Annotated in this window: 12 protein-coding genes; 7 read left to right on the forward strand and 5 right to left on the reverse strand. The window is 64.7% G+C overall.

The window, feature by feature from the left end; genetic code table 11:
- The first annotated feature begins 65 nt into the window (after nucleotides 1-65).
- Together ACQ5BM_RS32410 and ACQ5BM_RS32415 are read left to right on the forward strand one after the other, a co-directional pair.
- Nucleotides 66-3,122 (forward strand): aminotransferase class III-fold pyridoxal phosphate-dependent enzyme, encoded by a 3,057-nt coding sequence (locus ACQ5BM_RS32410; RefSeq protein WP_429820022.1) that lies wholly within the window; start codon nucleotides 66-68, stop codon nucleotides 3,120-3,122.
- Nucleotides 3,123-3,226: 104 nt separating this feature from the next.
- Nucleotides 3,227-4,249 carry an amino acid ABC transporter substrate-binding protein gene (locus ACQ5BM_RS32415; protein ID WP_429820024.1) on the forward strand — a complete coding sequence of 341 codons (1,023 nt, stop codon included), beginning with the start codon at nucleotides 3,227-3,229 and terminating at the stop codon, nucleotides 4,247-4,249.
- 263 nt (nucleotides 4,250-4,512) lie between these two features.
- Here the strand turns inward: ACQ5BM_RS32415 and ACQ5BM_RS32420 are convergent, their stop codons facing one another.
- From ACQ5BM_RS32420 to ACQ5BM_RS32435, 4 genes are all read right to left on the reverse strand, one after another.
- Nucleotides 4,513-5,400: a branched-chain amino acid ABC transporter permease gene (locus tag ACQ5BM_RS32420; RefSeq protein ID WP_429820027.1), complete on the reverse strand. Its 888-nt coding sequence runs from the start codon at nucleotides 5,398-5,400 to the stop codon at nucleotides 4,513-4,515.
- Between the two features lie 24 nt (nucleotides 5,401-5,424).
- Nucleotides 5,425-6,162: an ABC transporter ATP-binding protein gene (locus ACQ5BM_RS32425; protein WP_429820029.1), complete on the reverse strand. Its 738-nt coding sequence runs from the start codon at nucleotides 6,160-6,162 to the stop codon at nucleotides 5,425-5,427.
- Nucleotides 6,163-6,250: 88 nt separating this feature from the next.
- Nucleotides 6,251-7,414: an ABC transporter substrate-binding protein gene (locus ACQ5BM_RS32430; RefSeq protein WP_429820032.1), complete on the reverse strand. Its 1,164-nt coding sequence runs from the start codon at nucleotides 7,412-7,414 to the stop codon at nucleotides 6,251-6,253.
- A gap of 21 nt (nucleotides 7,415-7,435) precedes the next feature.
- A complete protein-coding gene (locus tag ACQ5BM_RS32435; RefSeq protein ID WP_429820034.1) occupies nucleotides 7,436-9,307 on the reverse strand; it encodes an ABC transporter permease subunit in 1,872 nt (623 codons plus the stop codon).
- Between the two features lie 179 nt (nucleotides 9,308-9,486).
- Here ACQ5BM_RS32435 and ACQ5BM_RS32440 point away from each other — a divergent pair, with 179 nt between their 5' ends.
- The 5 genes from ACQ5BM_RS32440 to ACQ5BM_RS32460 are packed head-to-tail and all read left to right on the forward strand — an operon-like array spanning nucleotide 9,487 to nucleotide 14,603.
- Nucleotides 9,487-10,368, forward strand: a complete 882-nt coding sequence (locus tag ACQ5BM_RS32440; RefSeq protein WP_429820036.1) for a MurR/RpiR family transcriptional regulator — start codon at nucleotides 9,487-9,489, stop codon at nucleotides 10,366-10,368.
- A gap of 46 nt (nucleotides 10,369-10,414) precedes the next feature.
- Nucleotides 10,415-11,077, forward strand: coding sequence for an isochorismatase family cysteine hydrolase (locus ACQ5BM_RS32445; RefSeq protein ID WP_429820038.1), 663 nt, complete (start codon nucleotides 10,415-10,417; stop codon nucleotides 11,075-11,077).
- 38 nt (nucleotides 11,078-11,115) lie between these two features.
- Entirely contained in the window at nucleotides 11,116-12,459 is a 1,344-nt protein-coding gene (locus ACQ5BM_RS32450) for a glutamine synthetase family protein (protein WP_429820040.1), read from the forward strand.
- Between the two features lie 18 nt (nucleotides 12,460-12,477).
- Nucleotides 12,478-13,296 carry an N-formylglutamate amidohydrolase gene (locus tag ACQ5BM_RS32455; protein WP_429820042.1) on the forward strand — a complete coding sequence of 273 codons (819 nt, stop codon included), beginning with the start codon at nucleotides 12,478-12,480 and terminating at the stop codon, nucleotides 13,294-13,296.
- Nucleotides 13,293-14,603 (forward strand): aspartate aminotransferase family protein, encoded by a 1,311-nt coding sequence (locus ACQ5BM_RS32460; RefSeq protein ID WP_429820044.1) that lies wholly within the window; start codon nucleotides 13,293-13,295, stop codon nucleotides 14,601-14,603. The genes ACQ5BM_RS32455 and ACQ5BM_RS32460 overlap by 4 nt, the downstream gene beginning before the upstream one ends.
- A 33-nt stretch (nucleotides 14,604-14,636) precedes the next feature.
- On the opposite strand, the gene ACQ5BM_RS32465 is transcribed toward ACQ5BM_RS32460, so the two are convergent.
- The gene (locus tag ACQ5BM_RS32465; RefSeq protein WP_429820046.1) at nucleotides 14,637-17,561 is read right to left on the reverse strand and encodes an aminotransferase; all 2,925 of its coding nucleotides are present in this window, start codon (nucleotides 17,559-17,561) and stop codon (nucleotides 14,637-14,639) included.
- Nucleotides 17,562-17,569 lie beyond the last annotated feature (8 nt).

Raw genomic sequence — 17,569 nt, forward strand, 5'->3', positions numbered from 1 at the left:
CCGGCACATTGCCGGATGCATCGCTGGGCCGCTCGTGTAAATCTCGCCAACAGATGAGGGTCCCCATGAACGATATGCTGAAGACGACGCCTGACTTTTCGACCGAAGCCGCAGCGGCGCTGCTGAAGGAGCACTATGGCCTGACCGGCGCGCTGTCGTTGCTTGCCAGCGAACGCGACCAGAACTTCAAGGTCGAGGCCGAAGGTGGCGACACCTATATCCTGAAAATCATCAACGGTGCCGAACCCGAAGTCGAAAGTGATTTCCAGACGGCACTGCTGAAGCACGTCGGCGCACACGCCGCCGATCTGCCGGTGCCGCATATCCGCCCGACCCTATCGGGCTCGAGCCTCGCTTCGACGATGAGCGCGCGCGGCGTCACGCATCGCGTGCGGCTCGTGAGCTGGGTCGAAGGCCTGCCGCTCGCCGAAACCGGCCGCAGCGACGCGGCGCTGCAATCGCTCGGGCAGATGCTCGGCCGCTTCGATGCTTCGCTCAAGGGCTTCATGCATCCGGGCGCGCTGCGCGATCTCGATTGGGATATGCGCCATGCCGGCCGCTCGGCGGATCGGCTGCATCACGTCGCCGCCGCCGAGGACCGCGCCTTGCTCGAGCGCTTCCTTGCCCGTTTCGAAAAATCCGTCGCGCCGCGGCTCGCCACCCTTCGCGCCGCCGTCATCCACAATGACGCCAACGATTGGAACGTGCTCGTCGACAAGGTCGACCATGACACCATCTCCGGCCTGATCGATTTCGGTGATGCGCTGCACGCGCCCGTCATCGCCGAAGTGGCGATCGCCGCCGCCTATGCCGGGCTCGACCATCCCGATCCGATCGGCGCTGCCGCCGCGATCGCCCATGGCTTCCATGCGGAATATCCACTGACGGAAGAAGAGGTCGACCTGCTGTTCGATCTCATCGCGATGCGCCTCGTGACCTCCGTGACCATCTCGGCCTCGCGCCGGGCCCACACCGACGACAATCCCTATCTCGCGATCAGCGAACGGCCGGCCTGGACGCTGTTGCGCAAACTCGACCGGATGAACCCGCGCTTCGCCACCGCCATCCTGCGCAAGGCCTGCGGCTTCGAGGCCGTTCCCGGTGCGCGTGCAGTCGCTTCCTGGATCCGCGAGAACCGCAAGACGCTGAAGCCGCTGCTCGAACGGCCGGCCGCAACTTATCCTGCAGCCCTGGTTCCCTATGGCGACCCGACGCATCCGATGACGGTGAAATCATCAGGCGAACAGCCGGATGAGGCCCAGGCGATCTGGGTGGATTATTGCCGCGCGCATGGCGTCGAGCTCGGCATCGGCCCCTTCGGCGAAGAGCGCACCGTCTATGCGGGCGAGATGTTCGTCTCGCGCTTCATCGACCATACCCGCCGTACCCGTCATCTCGGCCTCGACCTGTTCATGGCCGCCGGCACCAAGCTCTACACCCCGCTTGCCGCAACCGTCGTCAGCGTCGAGATCGAGAAAGACCCGCTCGGTTACGGTTGCCTGATCGCACTGCGCCACGAGCCCGAGGGCTGCCCGCCCTTCGTCACGCTCTGGGGCCATATGGCGCATGAGGCCACGGGACGCATCAAGGCCGGCGACAGGCTGGAGGCCGGCGCACTCGTCGGCGAAATAGGAGCACCGAAGGAAAACGGCGGCTGGGCACCGCATCTGCACCTGCAGCTTTCGGTCGACACCAGCCTGACCGCGACCGAAATCCTCGGCGTCGGCGAGGCGCAGTTTCTCGACGTCTGGGCCGAGCTGTTCCCGGACGCGCGTACCTTTGCCGGCATCGCCGAAGAATTCTACGAGAAGAAAGGCCGCTCGCACGAGGAGATCGTCAAGCGGCGCAAGGAACTGCTGCTACCGAACCTCTCGATCTCCTACGACAAGCCGATCAAGTTCGTGCGCGGCGAAGGCGTCTGGCTGATCGACGACAGCGGCCGCGCCTATCTCGATTGCTTCAACAATGTCTGCCACATCGGCCACGCCCATCCGGCGGTGGTCGAGGCGATGGCGAAGCAGGCAGCCATCCTCAACACCAACACCCGCTACCTGCATGACAACATCGTCGCCTATGCCGAACGGCTGACGGCAACGCTGCCGAAGGAATTGACGGTCGCCGGCTTCGTCAACAGCGGGTCGGAAGCCAATAGCCTGGCGCTACGGCTGATGCGCGCCCATACCGGCCGCGAGAATGCGATCACGCTCGACTGGTCCTATCACGGCACGACCCAGGAACTGATCGACATCAGCCCCTACAAGTTCCGCCGCAAGGGCGGCAAGGGACAGAAGCCGCACATCCATGTGGCAACCATTCCGGACAGCTATCATGCACCGGGGGACTGGCCGGTCGAGGAACACGGCAAGCGCTTCGCCGAAAGCGTTGCCGAACTGATCGCGGCGATGAAGGCCAAGGGTGAGGGCCCCGGCTTCTTCATCGCGGAATCGATCCCGAGCGTGGCCGGCCAGGTTTTCCTGCCGGAAGGTTACCTGAAGGAAGTCTATCGGCTGGTGCGCGAGGCAGGCGGCGTCTGCATCGCCGACGAAGTACAGGTCGGCTTCGGCCGCGTCGGCAGCCATTGGTGGGCCTTCGAGACGCAAGGGGTCGTGCCCGATATCGTCACGATGGGCAAGCCGATCGGCGACGGCCATCCGCTCGCAGCCGTCGTCACGACCCGGGAAGTGACCGACAGCTTCAACAACGGCATGGAGTATTTCAACACCTTCGGCGGCAACCCGGTCTCCTGCGCCGTCGGTCTTGCCGTGCTCGACGTGATCGAGGGACAGGATCTGCGCGGCAACGCGCTGACGATCGGGAACTATCTGATGGATGCCTTCCGCGCCATGCAGGCCCGCTATGAGGTGATCGGCGACGTGCGCGGCATGGGTCTGTTCCTCGGTATCGAACTCGTCAGCGACCGCAAGACGAAGGCGCCGGCAACCGAGTTCGCCCGGGCCGTCTCCAACGGTGCGCGGCGCCGCGGCGTGCTGATGGGCACGGAAGGCCCGCATGACAACATTCTGAAAATGCGCCCACCGATGATCTTCTCGAAACGCGATGCCGATCATCTGATCGCGGTGCTCGAAGAGACCTTCGCGGACGTATCGAAAACGCTCGGCTAGGGCCGGGCCAATAGCAGCAAAACAAAACAGATTGGCCGGGACGTGGACGCATCCCGACAGCGAAGGCGCATGCCTTAAAACATGAAAAAGAGGAGAACAGGACAATGAAACTTGGAGTGAAACTTGGAGTTCTGGCACTGGCGAGCGCGGCGTTCCTCGCCGGCACCGCCGCCAACGCCGGCATGCTCGACGTCATCAAGGAACGCGGCGAGCTTCGCTGCGGCGTCAGCCAGGGCGTGCTCGGCTTTTCCGCGCCCAACGACAAGGGCGAATGGGGCGGCTTCGACATCGACTTCTGCCGCGCGGTAGCCGCCGCAGCGCTCGGCAATGCCGACAAGGTGAAATACGTGCCGCTATCGACCAAGGAGCGCTTCACCGCGCTGCAATCGGGCGAGGCCGACCTTCTGTCGCGCCAGACCACCTGGACGCTGTCGCGCGACACCGACCTCGGCATGAGCTTCGTCGGCGTCAACTACTATGATGGCCAGGCCTTCATGGTGCGCAACGACCTCGGCGTGAAGAGCGTCAAGGAACTTTCGGGCGCCTCCGTCTGCACCGAGACCGGCACGACGACCGAGCAGAACATGGCCGACTATTTCGGCGCCAACAATATCCAGTACCAGGTGGTCGCCTTCGAAAAGGCCGACCAGACGATCCAGGCCTTCAATACCGCCCGTTGCGACGTCTATTCGACCGACGCTTCGGCGCTCTACGCCCAGCGCCTGACGCTGAACGACCCCGACCGCTTCGTCGTACTGCCGGAGGTGATCTCCAAGGAGCCGCTCGGCCCGGCCGTCCGCCAGGGCGACGACCAGTGGTTCAAGGTCGTGCGCTGGACGCTGTTCGCGCTGGTCGAAGCCGAAGAACTCGGCATCACCAAGGACAATGCCGCCAAGCTGCTCGAAAGCGGGACGACCACCCAGAAGCGCTTCCTCGGCATCGAGAACGAGGCCGGCAAGTCGCTCGGCCTCGACCCGAAATGGGCCTACCAGGTGGTATCCGCCGTCGGAAACTATGGCGAAATCTTCGAACGCCACCTCGGCAAGGACAGCCCGCTCAAGATCGAGCGCGGCCTCAACAAACTCTGGAGCCAGGGCGGCCTGATGTACGCTCCGCCGGCACGCTGATCCCTTAGCAATTCCGAAGGGTCTCCGACCGGAATTGCTCGATCGGGAAAAGCGCCAACGAGACGCCGCGGCCCTCCCCGCGGCGTTTTCGTTTTGGGTCACCCTGGAAGCAAGCACGCGCTTCGCACGACTGCCCGATTGATCGGAACAACTGGCCCAATTGGTTCCCGCATCAATTACACAAAGACAAACGCCGCGACGGATTTCCATCGCGGCGTTTTGCAGTTCAGCATTAAAGCGGCCGATCACCGGCTGCTGTGTGTTTAGAGCTTGACGATCGTTTTCCGCGCAAGCAGGCCCTGCGGTGCGAAGAGCAGCACGCCGATGACGAGCAGAATGGTGAAGGCGTCGCGATAGCTGAGCAGCCCTTCCGGCAGGTAGGCCTGCAGGAACACCTCGATGAAGCCCAGCAGAAAGCCGCCGGCAACGGCACCCGAGAGGCTGCCGAGCCCGCCGATGATCGCGGCGATGAAGGCTTTCAGCACCGGCAGGAAACCCATCAGCGGATCGACGCTGCCACGCTGCGCCACCCAAAGGATGCCGGCGACGCCGGCGAGCAGGCCGGAGATCGCAAAGGTGGTGGCGACGACGGCATTGGCGCGGATGCCCATCAGCCGCACGATGGCGAAATCCTCCGAAGCCGCGCGCATGGCGCGTCCGAGCACGGTCGTGCGCAGGAAGAGATTGAGACCGACAAGCATGATGATAGTGACGAGGATCGAGGTGCCCTGGATGAGGCCGAGATGCAGGCCGCCGATCTCGATCGTGCCGGAAAAGCTCTCGGGCATCGGCACCGGCTTCGGACGGGCGGAAATGAAGTTCTGGAAGAGAACGCGCAGGATGGCGCTGACCGCAAAGCTCGTCAGAAGCAGCGTCGTGCCGCTGGCGCCGCGCACCGGCCGAAAGGCGATGCGCTCCATCAGCATGGCCAGCACGATCGCGATCATCAGCGCCGCGCAAACGGCGAGCGGAAACGGCAGGCCCAGCAACAGGGCGAAACAGAGGCCGTAGCCGGCCGCCGTCATCAGCTCGCCATGGGCGAAGTTGATGAGCCCCATGATCGAGAAGACGACTGCGAGCCCGAGGGCGAGAAGCGCATAGGTGCCGCCGAGGCTGAGCGCATTGACGAGCTGCTGCAGGAACATGTCCATGAATTGACCCTCCACGCACTCGGCTCAGGCGCCGAGATAGGCGCCCTGGATTTCGGTTGAATTGCGGAGTTCGGCAGCCGTACCCGACAGCACGATCCGGCCATTGGCCATGACGTAGCCCGTATCGGCGATCTCGAGCGACAGCGAGACGTTCTGCTCTACGAGCAAGATCGTCAGGCCCTTCTGCCGGAGCCCTGCGATCAGATCGAAGATCAGGTCGACCACCTGCGGCGCAAGGCCGAGCGAGGGTTCGTCGAGCAAAAGCAGATCCGGCGACGACATCATCGAGCGGGCGATCGCCAGCATCTGCTGTTCGCCGCCGGAGAGCGAACCGGCTTTCTGGGCGAGCCGCTCTTTCAGGATCGGGAAGCGCGACAGCATGTCTTCCCGCACCTCCGAAATCGCGCCGCGCGCCTTGTGCATGGCGCCGCCGAGCAGCAGATGTTCGTCGACCGTCAGGCTCGGAAAGATCCGCCGCCCCTCCGGCGTTAGCGTCATGCCGAGCCGGACGATCTGTTCCGGCGCGAGATTGGAAATATCCTGGCCGTTGAACGAGACGCGTCCGGCCTTCTTCGCAGCCAACCCGACGAGCGCGTTCAAGGTCGAGCTCTTGCCGGCGCCATTGGCGCCGAGCAGCGTGACGATCTGCCCCTTGCCGACGCTGAGGTCGACGCCCTTCAGCGCCTCGACGGCGCCATAGGCGACCTTGAGACCGCTCAATTCCAGAAGCGGCTTCGGGACGGGAATTTCACTCATCATCATCGGGGCAAAGTCCTTGCCATGAATTGCGAGGCGACGCAGGCAGCGGGAGCGATCCCCGACAAAACGGGAATCGCCGGACGAAAGCGGATCAGGGAGCCGGAATGTCGGCAGCGGCCGGAACGCCCTGGCTGATCAGTTCGCGGTTGCCGCCTTCGATACGCACCAGCGAGACCGAGCGCAGCGGCATGCCCTGCGTGCCGGCATAGCTGATCGGGCCGGTCACGCCCTGGACGTTTTCGAGCGAAGCAATCGCGTTACGGATGGCAACCGGATCAGTGCTGTTGGCTTCCGTCACCGCCGCGTCGATCACCTTGCCGAGGTCGTAACCGTTGGCGATGTAGACGGTGTCCGGCACCTGGCCGAACTTCTCCTTGTACTTCACGTTGAAGTCGGCGAGCGGGCTGCCTTCGCTGGCAAAGCCGGCGGTGGTGAAGACGACGCCGTCGACGGTCGCGCCAAGGCCGAAGGTGGTCGGCGAGTCGATGCCGTCGCTGCCGAGAATCGGGATCGTCACACCGGCGCCGCGCAACTGGCGGATGAAGGCCGGGAAATCAGGCTCGTAGGCCGCCGTCATGATGACGTCGGGCGCCGGATTCATCGCCTTGATCTTGGTGACTTCGGCGCCGAAATCCTGCTGGCCCATGCTGAAGGTGCCCTCGCCCAAGAGCTCGCCGCCCTTGGCAGTGAAGGCCGCGGCGAAATATTCAGGCAGCTTCAGCGTATAGGCGCTGTCCGGCGATTTCAGGATATAGGCCTTCTTGTAGCCCTTCTCGGTGGCGTAGGTCGCGAGCACCGAGGCCTGGACGTTGTCGGCCGGATAGTTGCCGAACATGTAGTCGCCGACGGCAAGCGGCATGGTCGGTGTCGTCGCGCAGAAGGAGAAGGCCGGGATTTGAGCGGCCTGGGTCACCTGGCCGGCGGCAATCGACGGATCGGCGTCGCAGGGCGTGATCATGATCTTGACGCCCTGGTCGACCAGTTCCTGCGCCACCAGCGCCGTCTGTGCCGCATCCGAACGCGTGTCCTTGGCGACGAGCTTGATCGGGAATTTGCCGGCCGCACCACCAGCGGCGTTGATCTCCTCGACGGCCATTTCCAGGCCCTTCAGAGAAGGCTGGTCATAGGGCGCGAGGCCGCCGGTCTGCGCGGTCGCAAGGCCGATGACCAGGTCTTCCGCAAGGGCCGGCAGCGGCGACAGCACGAAACCGCCGAGCATGGTGGTGAGGCACAGGGCCTGAACGTTCTTTTTCATCTGAAAAGTTCCCTCTCTTGATTATGCAGGATTGCGCAGACCCGGCGTGCTGGACGGGAGCCCGGAGACTTCCCCCTGCTCGCTTCGCGCCTGCGCCGATGAGCGGCGGCGACCGATATAGGCCTCGATGACTTCAGGATTGGCCTGGATCTCCGCCGGCGTGCCGATGGCGATCTGCTGGCCTTTGTTGAGCACCACGACAACATCGCAGAGCCGCATGATCAGCTTCAGGTCGTGCTCGACGACGAGCAGCCCGAGGCGATACTTCGTGCGGATGCGGTCGAGCACATGCATCAGCTCGTCGGTCTCGGCCGGGTTCATGCCCGCGGCCGGCTCGTCGAGCAGCAGGTAGCGGGGTTTCAGCGCCAGCGCGCGGGCGATCTCGAGCCGACGCTGGGCGCCATAGGAAAGCGTGCCGGCCAGCCTGTCGGCAAAGTCCTCGAGCCCGACCTCTGCCAGTACCGTCAGGGCGCGCGCCGCCGGATCCTCACTCGACGTCAGGGCACTTGCCGCGACGGTGACGTTTTCGAGCACCGTCAGGTTCTTGAACAGGCGGATGTTCTGGAAGGTGCGCGCAAGACCCGCGACCGGAACGGCATGGACCGCGAGCGAGGCGACATCCTGCCCATCGATCAAGACGCGGCCTGTCGATGGCGGAACGACGCCGGAAACGCTGTTGATCAAGGTCGACTTGCCGGCACCGTTCGGGCCGATGAGGCCGGTGACGAGGCCGGGCCTGATCTCGAAATTGGCGTTCTCCAGCGCCACGAGCCCCGCAAACCTCTTGCCAAGGTTTTCAACTTGAAGCACGCCCTGACCGGCTGAAAGGGCAGCCGTTGCCGGCGCAGAGCTGGCGGCGCTTTTTGAAGCGAAGCGCTTGAACCAGCCGAAACGCTCGTCGAGCTCGCGCACGCCGAAGAGGCCGTCCTGCAGGCGATACATCACCACGAGGATCGCGACGCCGATGCCGATGTCGGTGAGGCCGAACACCGTCGGCAGCTTCAGAAAGCCGAGATCGACGCCGCCTTCGAGCTTACGTAACAATTCGACGATCAGCATGATCACCGCGGCGCCGCCGACGGCGCCCGAGACCGTGGTGATGCCGCCAAGGATCAGCATCGCCAGCAGCATGAAGGTCAGGTTGAAATAGAAGTCCTTGGGCGAGAAGGCGCCGAGGAAATGCGCAAGCAGCGCGCCGGCGGCACCGGCAAGCAGGGCACCCAGAACCCAGGCGAAGAACCGGTGCAGCTTGACGTTGACGCCGACGGCGGTCGAGGCGATCTCGTCCTCACGCGAGGCCCGGAGCTTCAGGCCGGCACTTGAATCCCGGTAGAGGCGCGCGACCGCGACGGCCGCAATGGCAAAGGGCAGCGCCACCCAGAGATTGACGGCGCGCGGGATGCCAAAAAAGGTCTGGCTGCCGCGGGTGAAGTCGGTCGAGGCGACGAGCACGACATGCACGATGACGAGGAAGCCGAGGGTGGCGATCGAGGCCGATGAGCCGCCAAGGCGCGCAACCGGAATACCGATCAGCACCGCGACCAAGGCGACCACGACAAGCGCAAGCATAAGCGCGGGCAGGAAGGGCATGCCGATGCCCGCCAGCCATTCCGGCAGATGCGGCAGCGCCGTCTTCTGGATGATCGGGTTGAGCGTCAACAGGCCCGACGCATAGGCGCCGATCGCCATGAAGCCGACGTGGCCGAAGGAAACGATGCCGGAATTGCCGGCATAGATGCCGATGCCGAGCACGGCGATGACGTTGATCATGTAGAGCGTCACCAGGCGCTCGCCGCTGCCCGGAAAGAACAGCGAGGCGACCACGGCGGCGGCCAGAAGCGGCAGCGACGTTACAAGGATACCAAAGACGGTTTCTCGCCTGACGCGCACCATCCGCATTCCCCCAAATTTTCGGCCCGCCTCATGTTTTTGGCTCGGGCCCGTTCCCGAAATGAACGTTATCGCAGATCGACCAAATGTCAATCTTGTTTCAAAAAACATTCTCTGCTAGCAATTCTGTAACAAAAAGCAGAAATTGGGGTTCACGCCATCATTTTTGGGAGGCAGAAATCGTGGCAATCCGGGACCGACTGACAGACGGCGCGATCACCTTCACGCGCTCGGAACTGAAGATCGTGAGGCAGTTACTGTCGAACTATCCGGCAGCAGGCCTGAACACGGTCGCGCATCTCGCTGCGACCGCCGGCGTCAGCAATCCGACCGTTGTGCGCTTTGCCAACAAGCTCGGCTTCGAGGGTTATCCGGAGTTCCAGAAGGCGCTTCTCAGCGAAGTGCAGGAGCGCATGAGCTCGCCGCTCTCGATGCTCGACGAGCGGCGCCCGTCGCTGGAGCAGGAGAATTTCTACCAGTATTTCCTGCGCGCGAGCATCCATGCGCTGGAATCCTCGATGCAGATGCTGCCTTCGGAAGATTTCGAGGCCGCGGTCGATGCCGCAGCCGACATGAGCGCCCGCATCCATTGCCTCGGCGGCCGTTTCAGCGGCTTTCTTGCCGGCCTCCTCTGGTCGCACATGAAGCAGCTGCGCGGCGATACGCGCTGGATCAACGGCAGCCAGGCCGATCAGGTCGACCAGCTCGTCGATCTCGGCAAGCGCGACGTGCTCTTCGTCTACGACTACCGCCGGTACCAGAACGACACGATCCGCTTCGCACGCCAGGCGGCGGCGCAAGGCGCGCGCATCGTGCTCTTCACCGACCGCTGGGTCTCGCCGATCGCCGATTTCGCCACCGTGACGCTGATGGCGCCGGTCGACACGGTCTCGCCCTACGACACCATGGTGCCGGCGATCGCCCAGACCGAGGCGCTGATCGCGGCGCTGACCGCCCGCCTTGCCACCCAGTCGCGCGGCCGCATCGAGCGCATGGAGGAGCTGCGCCGCGGCTACGCGATCACCGAGGACGCCTTCAATCCGCAGGTCGAGGACGACCGCTGAGCCTTTCCGCCGTCACGGCGAACCAGACAAACCGAGGAGAATTCGAATGAGTGCAGTCACTGTAAAGGTTGGGGACGATCTCTTGAGGCGCGACAGCGCCTATGAGGCTGGGCGCACCTCGCTGCTGTTCGTCGACATGCAACGCATCTGGTGCGAGCCGAACCTCGACCCGACCCATCCGCAAGATGCCGACAGCTATTACCACAAGCGCCTGCGCCAGACCGTCATCCCCAACCAGGTGCGTATTCTGGAGGCGGCGCGAAAGGCCGGCTGCGAGGTGCTGCACACGATCATCGAAAGCCTGACGCTCGACGGCCGCGACCGCTCGCTCGACCACAAGCTCTCCGACATGCATGTGCCGAAGGGCGCGCCCGAGGGTCAGGTCATTCCGGAGCTTGCGCCTGTAGACAACGAAATCGTGTTGCCGAAGACATCGTCCGGCGTCTTCAACTCGACCAACATCGACTACATCCTGCGCAACCTCAACACCCGCTACCTGATCATCGCCGGCGTCATCACCGACCAGTGTGTCGACATGGCCGTGCGTGACGCCGCCGACCGCGGTTATCTCGTCACCGTCGTCAACGATGCCTGCGCAACCTACAGCGATGAGCGCCACGACGCAGCACTTCGCGCCTACTCGGGCTATTGCTGGACGACCGACACCGACACCGTCGTCAGCCGCCTGAACGGCCTGCGCCAGGCCTAAAACCGCCGCCAGAAAAGCAGAGACAAGAGGGGAACTCCATGACCGAAACGAACAATGGCAAGGCGGCCGCCGAACTGACGGAACTCGCCACCTTCGTCACCACCGACATCGCCGGCATCACCCGTGGCCGCAGCTTCGCCGCCGCACAGATCGACGACTACCTGCGCAAGGGCGTCGGCTGGGTGCCGGCCAATCTGGCGCTGACACCTTTCGACCTGATCGCCGAGAACAATCCCTGGGGCTCGGCCGGCGACCTCCGGCTGATGGCCGACCCCACCAGCAAGGCCCGCGTCACCTGCCTGCCCGACGAAACGCCGCTCCATTTCTACCACTCCGATATCACCGACCTTCAGGGCAATGCCTGGGACTGCTGCGTGCGCAGCTTCCTGAAACAGACGCTGAAGGAATATGAAGAGGTCGGCCTCAAGGTCATATCGGCCATCGAACAGGAGTTCCAGCTTCTCGGCGTCGACTGGCCGGACGCCCCCTCCTTCGGCCTGCGCGCCCAGCGCCGCGCCGAACCCTTCGGCTCGCTGCTGATGACGGCGCTGCAGGAAGCCGGCGCCGAACCGGAAATGTTCCTGCCGGAATACGGCAAGGACCAGTTCGAAATCACCTGCCGTCCGGCCGATGCGCTGACGGCTGCCGACCGCGGGGCCACCATCCGCGCGATCACCAAGGAAGTCGCCGCCCTCTTTGGCTGGAATGCGAGCTTCGCCCCAAAGACGGCGTCCAACGGCGTCGGCAACGGCGTGCATCTGCATGTGAGCTTCACTGATCTCGACGGCAACCCGGTGACTTTCGATGCGTCACGCCCGGGTCGGCTCTCGAAAGTTGCCGGCTCCTTCGCCGCCGGCGTCGTCAAGCATTTGCCGGCGCTGACCGCATTTACCGCCCCGTCGGTGCTCTCCTACATGCGGCTCGTGCCGCACCATTGGAGCGCAGCTTATACCTGCCTCGGCGAAAAGAACCGCGAGGCAACGCTCCGCATCTGCCCGACGCTGGACCTGCCCGGCAGCAATCCGGCCAAGCAGTTCAACATGGAGTATCGCGCCGCCGACGCATGCGCCAGCCCGCATCTGTCGCTGGCGGTGCTTTTGAAGGCCGGCCTCGAAGGCATCAGGGCCGGGCTTGAACAGCCGCCCTTGATCAACTCCGACCCCTCCGATTTCTCTGACGAAGACCAGAAGACGCTCGGCATCCGTCGCCTGCCGTCCAGCCTGCAGGAAGCGCTCGACACGCTGGCTGCCGATCCCGTCGTCACCGGCTGGTTCTCCAGGGATTTCCTCGATTGCTACATGGCGATGAAACGCAAGGAGATCGAGATCGTCGACGGCCTCTCCCCCGAAGAACTGTGCGCCCGCTATGCGGCGGTCTACTGATTGACGGACGGGCACATCATGACCTCGACACCGGCCATCAAGAGCCTCGAACACGGCGCGCGACACGACCCGAGCGCGCCGCTGCTGGCGATCGACGAACTGCCGCCCTATGCGGTCTTCAATCCGGACGGTGCATCGCCGATCCTGCTGCTGTGCGAGCACGCCTCCAACCGGATGCCGCGCGCGCTCGGCGACATGGGGCTGCCGCTGCACGAGCGTCAGCGCCACATCGCCTGGGATATCGGCGCCATGGCCCTGGCGCAGCGCTTAAGCCTCAGCCTCGACGCGCCGCTGTTCTTCACCAACTATTCAAGGCTGGTGATCGACTGCAACCGCCCGCTTTCCGCACCCTCGATGATCCCCGAAATCAGCGAGACGACGGAGATCCCGGCCAACCGAGGCTTGAGCGAGGAAGAACGGCAGCAGCGGATCGATACGCTGTTTACGCCTTTCGCTGACGCCGTCAGCCGCCGCCTCGACCGGCTGGCAGCCGAAGGCAAGCGGCCCTTCGTCGTCGGCATCCATAGCTTCACGCCCGTCTATTTCGGCAAGCCACGCCCCTGGCAGGCCGGCATCCTCTACCGCGATGCGGTCGATTTCGCCGGCTCGCTGATCCGCGAGCTCGCAAGCGAGCCCCAACTGACGATCGGCGACAACGAGCCCTACAACATCCATCCCGACGAGGATTACACCGTGCCGGTTCACGCCGATGCGCGCGGACTGCCCGGTGTTCTGGTTGAGGTGCGCCACGATCTGATCGACACGGATGCCGGCGTCGCCGCCTGGGGCGAGCGGCTCACCCGCTGTCTGAGGGTGAGCATCGGGGAAGTTCCGTGACCGCGCTCTACGAAAGAGACAAGGCCGCGATCGCCACCCTGCAGAAACTGCGCTTCTTCCCGCTCGCCGTGACCGGCGGCCGGGGTGCCAGGCTCATGGAGGAGAATGGCCGTGAACTGATCGATCTCTCCGGCGCCTGGGGTGCGGCAAGCCTCGGCTATGGCCACCCGGCGCTTGTCGAGGCGATCTCCGGTGCTGCGGCAAATCCCGCTGGTGCCAGCGTTCTCTCCGCTGCCAACGGACCGGCAACGGCGCTTGCGGAAAAACTGCTCGCTGCCTTTCCAGGCTCGGGCGACAACAAGGTCTGGTTCGGCCATTCCGGCTCCGATGCCAACGAGGCCGTCTTCCGCGCCGTCACCAAGGCGACGGGCCGCACGGGCGTCATCGCTTTCGTCGGCGCCTATCACGGTTGCACCACGGGCTCGATGGCGTTCTCCGGCCACAGCGTCCAGGCGGGCGCGGCCAAGGCCGACGGCCTGCTGCTGCTCCCCTACCCCGATCCCTACCGACCCTATCGCGACGACCCGACGGGCGGCGCGATCCTCGCCGAATTGCGCCAGCGCCTCGAAGCGGCGCCGGAGCAGTTCGCGGCCGCCTTCATCGAACCGATCCAGTCCGATGGCGGCCTGATCGTTCCGCCGCCCGGCTTCTTCCGGGCATTTGCCGAGATCTGCCGTGGATACGGCGTGCTCGTCGTCTGCGACGAGGTGAAAGTCGGCCTCGGTCGCAGCGGCCGGCTGCATTGCTTCGAGCACGAGGATTTCGTCCCCGACATCCTGACGATCGGCAAGGGCCTAGGTGGCGGGCTGCCGCTCTCCGCCGCGATCGGCCCGGCGCGCATATTGGATTGCGCCAGCGCCTTCGCCATGCAGACGCTGCACGGCAACCCGATCTCCGCTGCCGCGGGCCTGGCGGTCCTCGAAACCATCGAACGCGAAGAGCTTGCGCGGGAGGCGGAGCGCAAGGGTGAGCGGCTGCGTCAGGGTCTGCAGCGCCTGGCCGAACGCCATCGCCTGATCGGCGACGTTCGCGGACGCGGGCTTGCCTGCGGCGTCGAGCTCGTCACCGACCATCAGAGCCGAACGCCGGCCTCGCGCGAGACGGCAAAGCTCGTTTTCCGCGCCTATGAACTCGGCCTCGTCGTCTACTATGTCGGAATGAACTCGAACGTGCTGGAGATGACGCCACCGCTGACGATCACCGATCAGGACATCGACGCTGCGCTCGATATCCTCGATCGCGCCTTCGACGACGTGGGCGCTGGCCGCGTCTCGGACGCCGTGCTCACGGACTTCGCCGGCTGGTAGCCTGGCTCGGCGGCAGCGCTGCCGCCGATGACTTTACCAGCCTTCCTCCAGCACCCGCGCCAGCATGTCGGCGAAGAAGTCGGCGCTCTCCCGGCTGAGGCAGAGCGGCGGCTTGATCTTCAGCACGTTCAGATGGTCGCCGGTCGGCTGCATGATGACGCCGAGTTCGAGCAGGCGATCGCAGATCGCCGCCGTCTCCTCTGTCGCCGGCAACAACGTCTCCCGGTCGCGCACGAATTCGACGCCGAGATAGAGCCCCATGCCGTGCACGGCGCCGATCAGCGGGAAGCGCTGTCCCAGCGCTTCGAGCCGTGCCTTCAGATGGCCGCCGACGACACGGGCATTCTCCGGAAGCCGCTCTTCCGTGAGGATGTCGAGCACGGTCTGGCCGACGACGGAACTGACGGGGCTGCCGCCGGCGGACGAGAAGAAATACCCCTCCTTCTCCAGCGCTTCGGCAATCTCGCGCCGGGTGATGACGGCGCCGAGCGGATGGCCGTTGCCCATGCCCTTCGCGACGGTGATGATATCGGGCACGACGCCCTGCTCTTCAAAGCCCCAGAAATAGTCGCCGAGGCGGCCATAACCGACCTGCACCTCATCGGCGATGCACACTCCGCCGCGTGACCGCACCATGGCATAAACCGCGTCGAGATAACCCTTCGGCAAGGGAATGCCGCCGGCATTGCCATACACGGGTTCGCAGATGAAGCCGGCAAGCTTCTCGCCGGCGGCGTCGAGCTCGGTAAGCTTCGTGACGACGGAGCGGACATAGCTGTCGGTCGTATCGGCGCCACGGAACTCGCCGCGATAGGTGTTGGGCGCCGGCACCGGATGCACCCAGGCCGGACGGGTCTCGAGTGCCTGCGGATTGTCGGCGATCGAGGTGGAGACTGCATCGCTGGCGACGGTCCAGCCGTGATAGGCCTCGAGCAGGCTGACGACGTTGCGCGCGCCGGAATAGGCCCAGGCAAGCCGGAGCGCCAGATCGTTCGCCTCCGAGCCGCTGTTGACCAGGAACACCGTGTCGAGCCCGTCGGGTGCAAGCGCCGCCAGCCGCGTCGAGAATTCGGCGACGGAGGCATAGTGGAAGCGCGAATTGGTGTTGAGCAGCGACCATTGCCGCCCGACCGCGGACGCCAGTCGCGGATGTCCATGGCCAAGGATCGTCACGTTGTTGACCATGTCGAGATAGCTGCGGCCCTCGACGTCGAAGAGGTATTCCTTCCAGCCGCGCTCGATCTGTGGCGGGTGCTGGTAGTAGTTCTTCTGCGGCTTGGCGAAGTGCTGCTGGCGACGGGTTAGCAGCGCTTCGCTGTGCAGTTCCGGCGCATCGCAGTCAAAGCCGAGGACGGCGGCCGGCGATGGACACAGGGCCTTCCAGGCTTCCGCCTGATGCGGCATCACGAAAAGCGGCGGAACGAGGCCGTGCTCGCGGCAAAGCTGCACGCGGATCAGGCCATAGGTCTGCTGCTCGCCCGAGACGACGCCGAGAACGGCACCGGCGGCGACGGTCTCCTCGAGATCGCCACCGACTTCCACGCCTTCAAGGAACAGGCTCGCCTCGGCTCCGTCCAAAACCAGCAACCCGTCCTGCCGGATCATGCGCCCCGCAAACGGGGCAACGATCTCGCGGCCCGCTTCGAGGCAGATGTCGACATGCAGCGCCAGCGTCGGGTCGGGCTTCGGCGATCTGAGTTGCGTTTCGGTCATCCGGTACTCGCCGTAGCGGGTGGTCGCGACCCCGATCGCGTGGGCGGCGTGCTGCAATAGCGAGATCGGCAGCCCCTGGTGCTGCCAGCGTTCCTCCGGCAACAGCGGGCTCAGGATCGACAGGTCGATCTGGCGCACGTCGGTCGGCCCGAGCCCCTGGATCAGGTTTTCTCCCGTGACAGGCGTCAACGCGGAAGCGAGCCCTGCCGCCGTCAGGATGGCGCGTTCCATCACCGCCGGCGGAAACGAGGTCGCAACATCGAAGATCTCCCGCTCATGCGCGGCATTGCCCTCGACATAGGCGTTGTCGGGCTCGCGGGAGAGCTGGTGCTCGGAGCTCGCGATGAGCACGGCGGCGCGGGCGACGATCAGCGGCCAGAGCGCCTTCAGTTCCGCTTCGGTCAGCGGGCACGCCGCATGAAACGCCTTGACCGCCGGCAGGATGAACCAGGGGTCGCCATCGGCGTGATGCAACAGCGAGGCGCAGGTGACCGCAAGTTCGGCAACGAGCCACCCCTTCAGGATATCGCCAAAATCGATGACACCGTCCGGGATCGGCCGGCCGGCCGCATCCGGCTGGCTCACCACATTGTCGTCGGTGACATCGTGATGGATCGCCTGGACACGCAGTTCCGCCGTGAGTGGCTGCAGACGCCGCATCGCGCCGACCATAATTTCGGCGATCCGCTTCTTGCGCTGCTGATCCGGCATGTCGGCGAGAAGGTGCAGCACGACGGGACCGGCACGGCGCAGGTCCCATTGCAGCTCGCGTTCAAGCCCGGGATGCTCGAAGTCCTGCAGCGCGGCGGCCAGCCGCCCGGCCAAGTCGCCGAGCGCGGAAACGGCTTCACGCGAGAGATGCTTGCGTTTGGTCAGCGGCTCGCCATCGAGAAAATTCAGCAGGCGGATGCGATAGGCCTGGTCGCGAACGGTAACGCTCTCGATCGCCTCGCCCTTGAGCGAAGGCACCACTTCCGCAATCCGCGCCGAAGTCAACCGCTGGGACAAGTGCTGCAAGGCCGCATTCTGGGCCTCGAGTTCGAGCGCTCCATATTCCGCACGGCAGATTTTCAAGACATAGCGCCGGTCGCCGGTATCGATGCGATAGTTGCGGTCCTGCTGGCTGCCGAGTTCGCTGATTGTGCCTGACAGACCGTAGTGCTCGGCCAGCAGCGCCTGCGCCTCCTCGGCGTTGACATCGGGCCTCGGCAGCTCGGTGCGAAGCTTCAGCGCGTCCTCAACCATACGTCGTC

It is taken from the genome of Ensifer sp. B1-9 (assembly GCF_050474445.1).
Taxonomy (GTDB): domain Bacteria; phylum Pseudomonadota; class Alphaproteobacteria; order Rhizobiales; family Rhizobiaceae; genus Ensifer.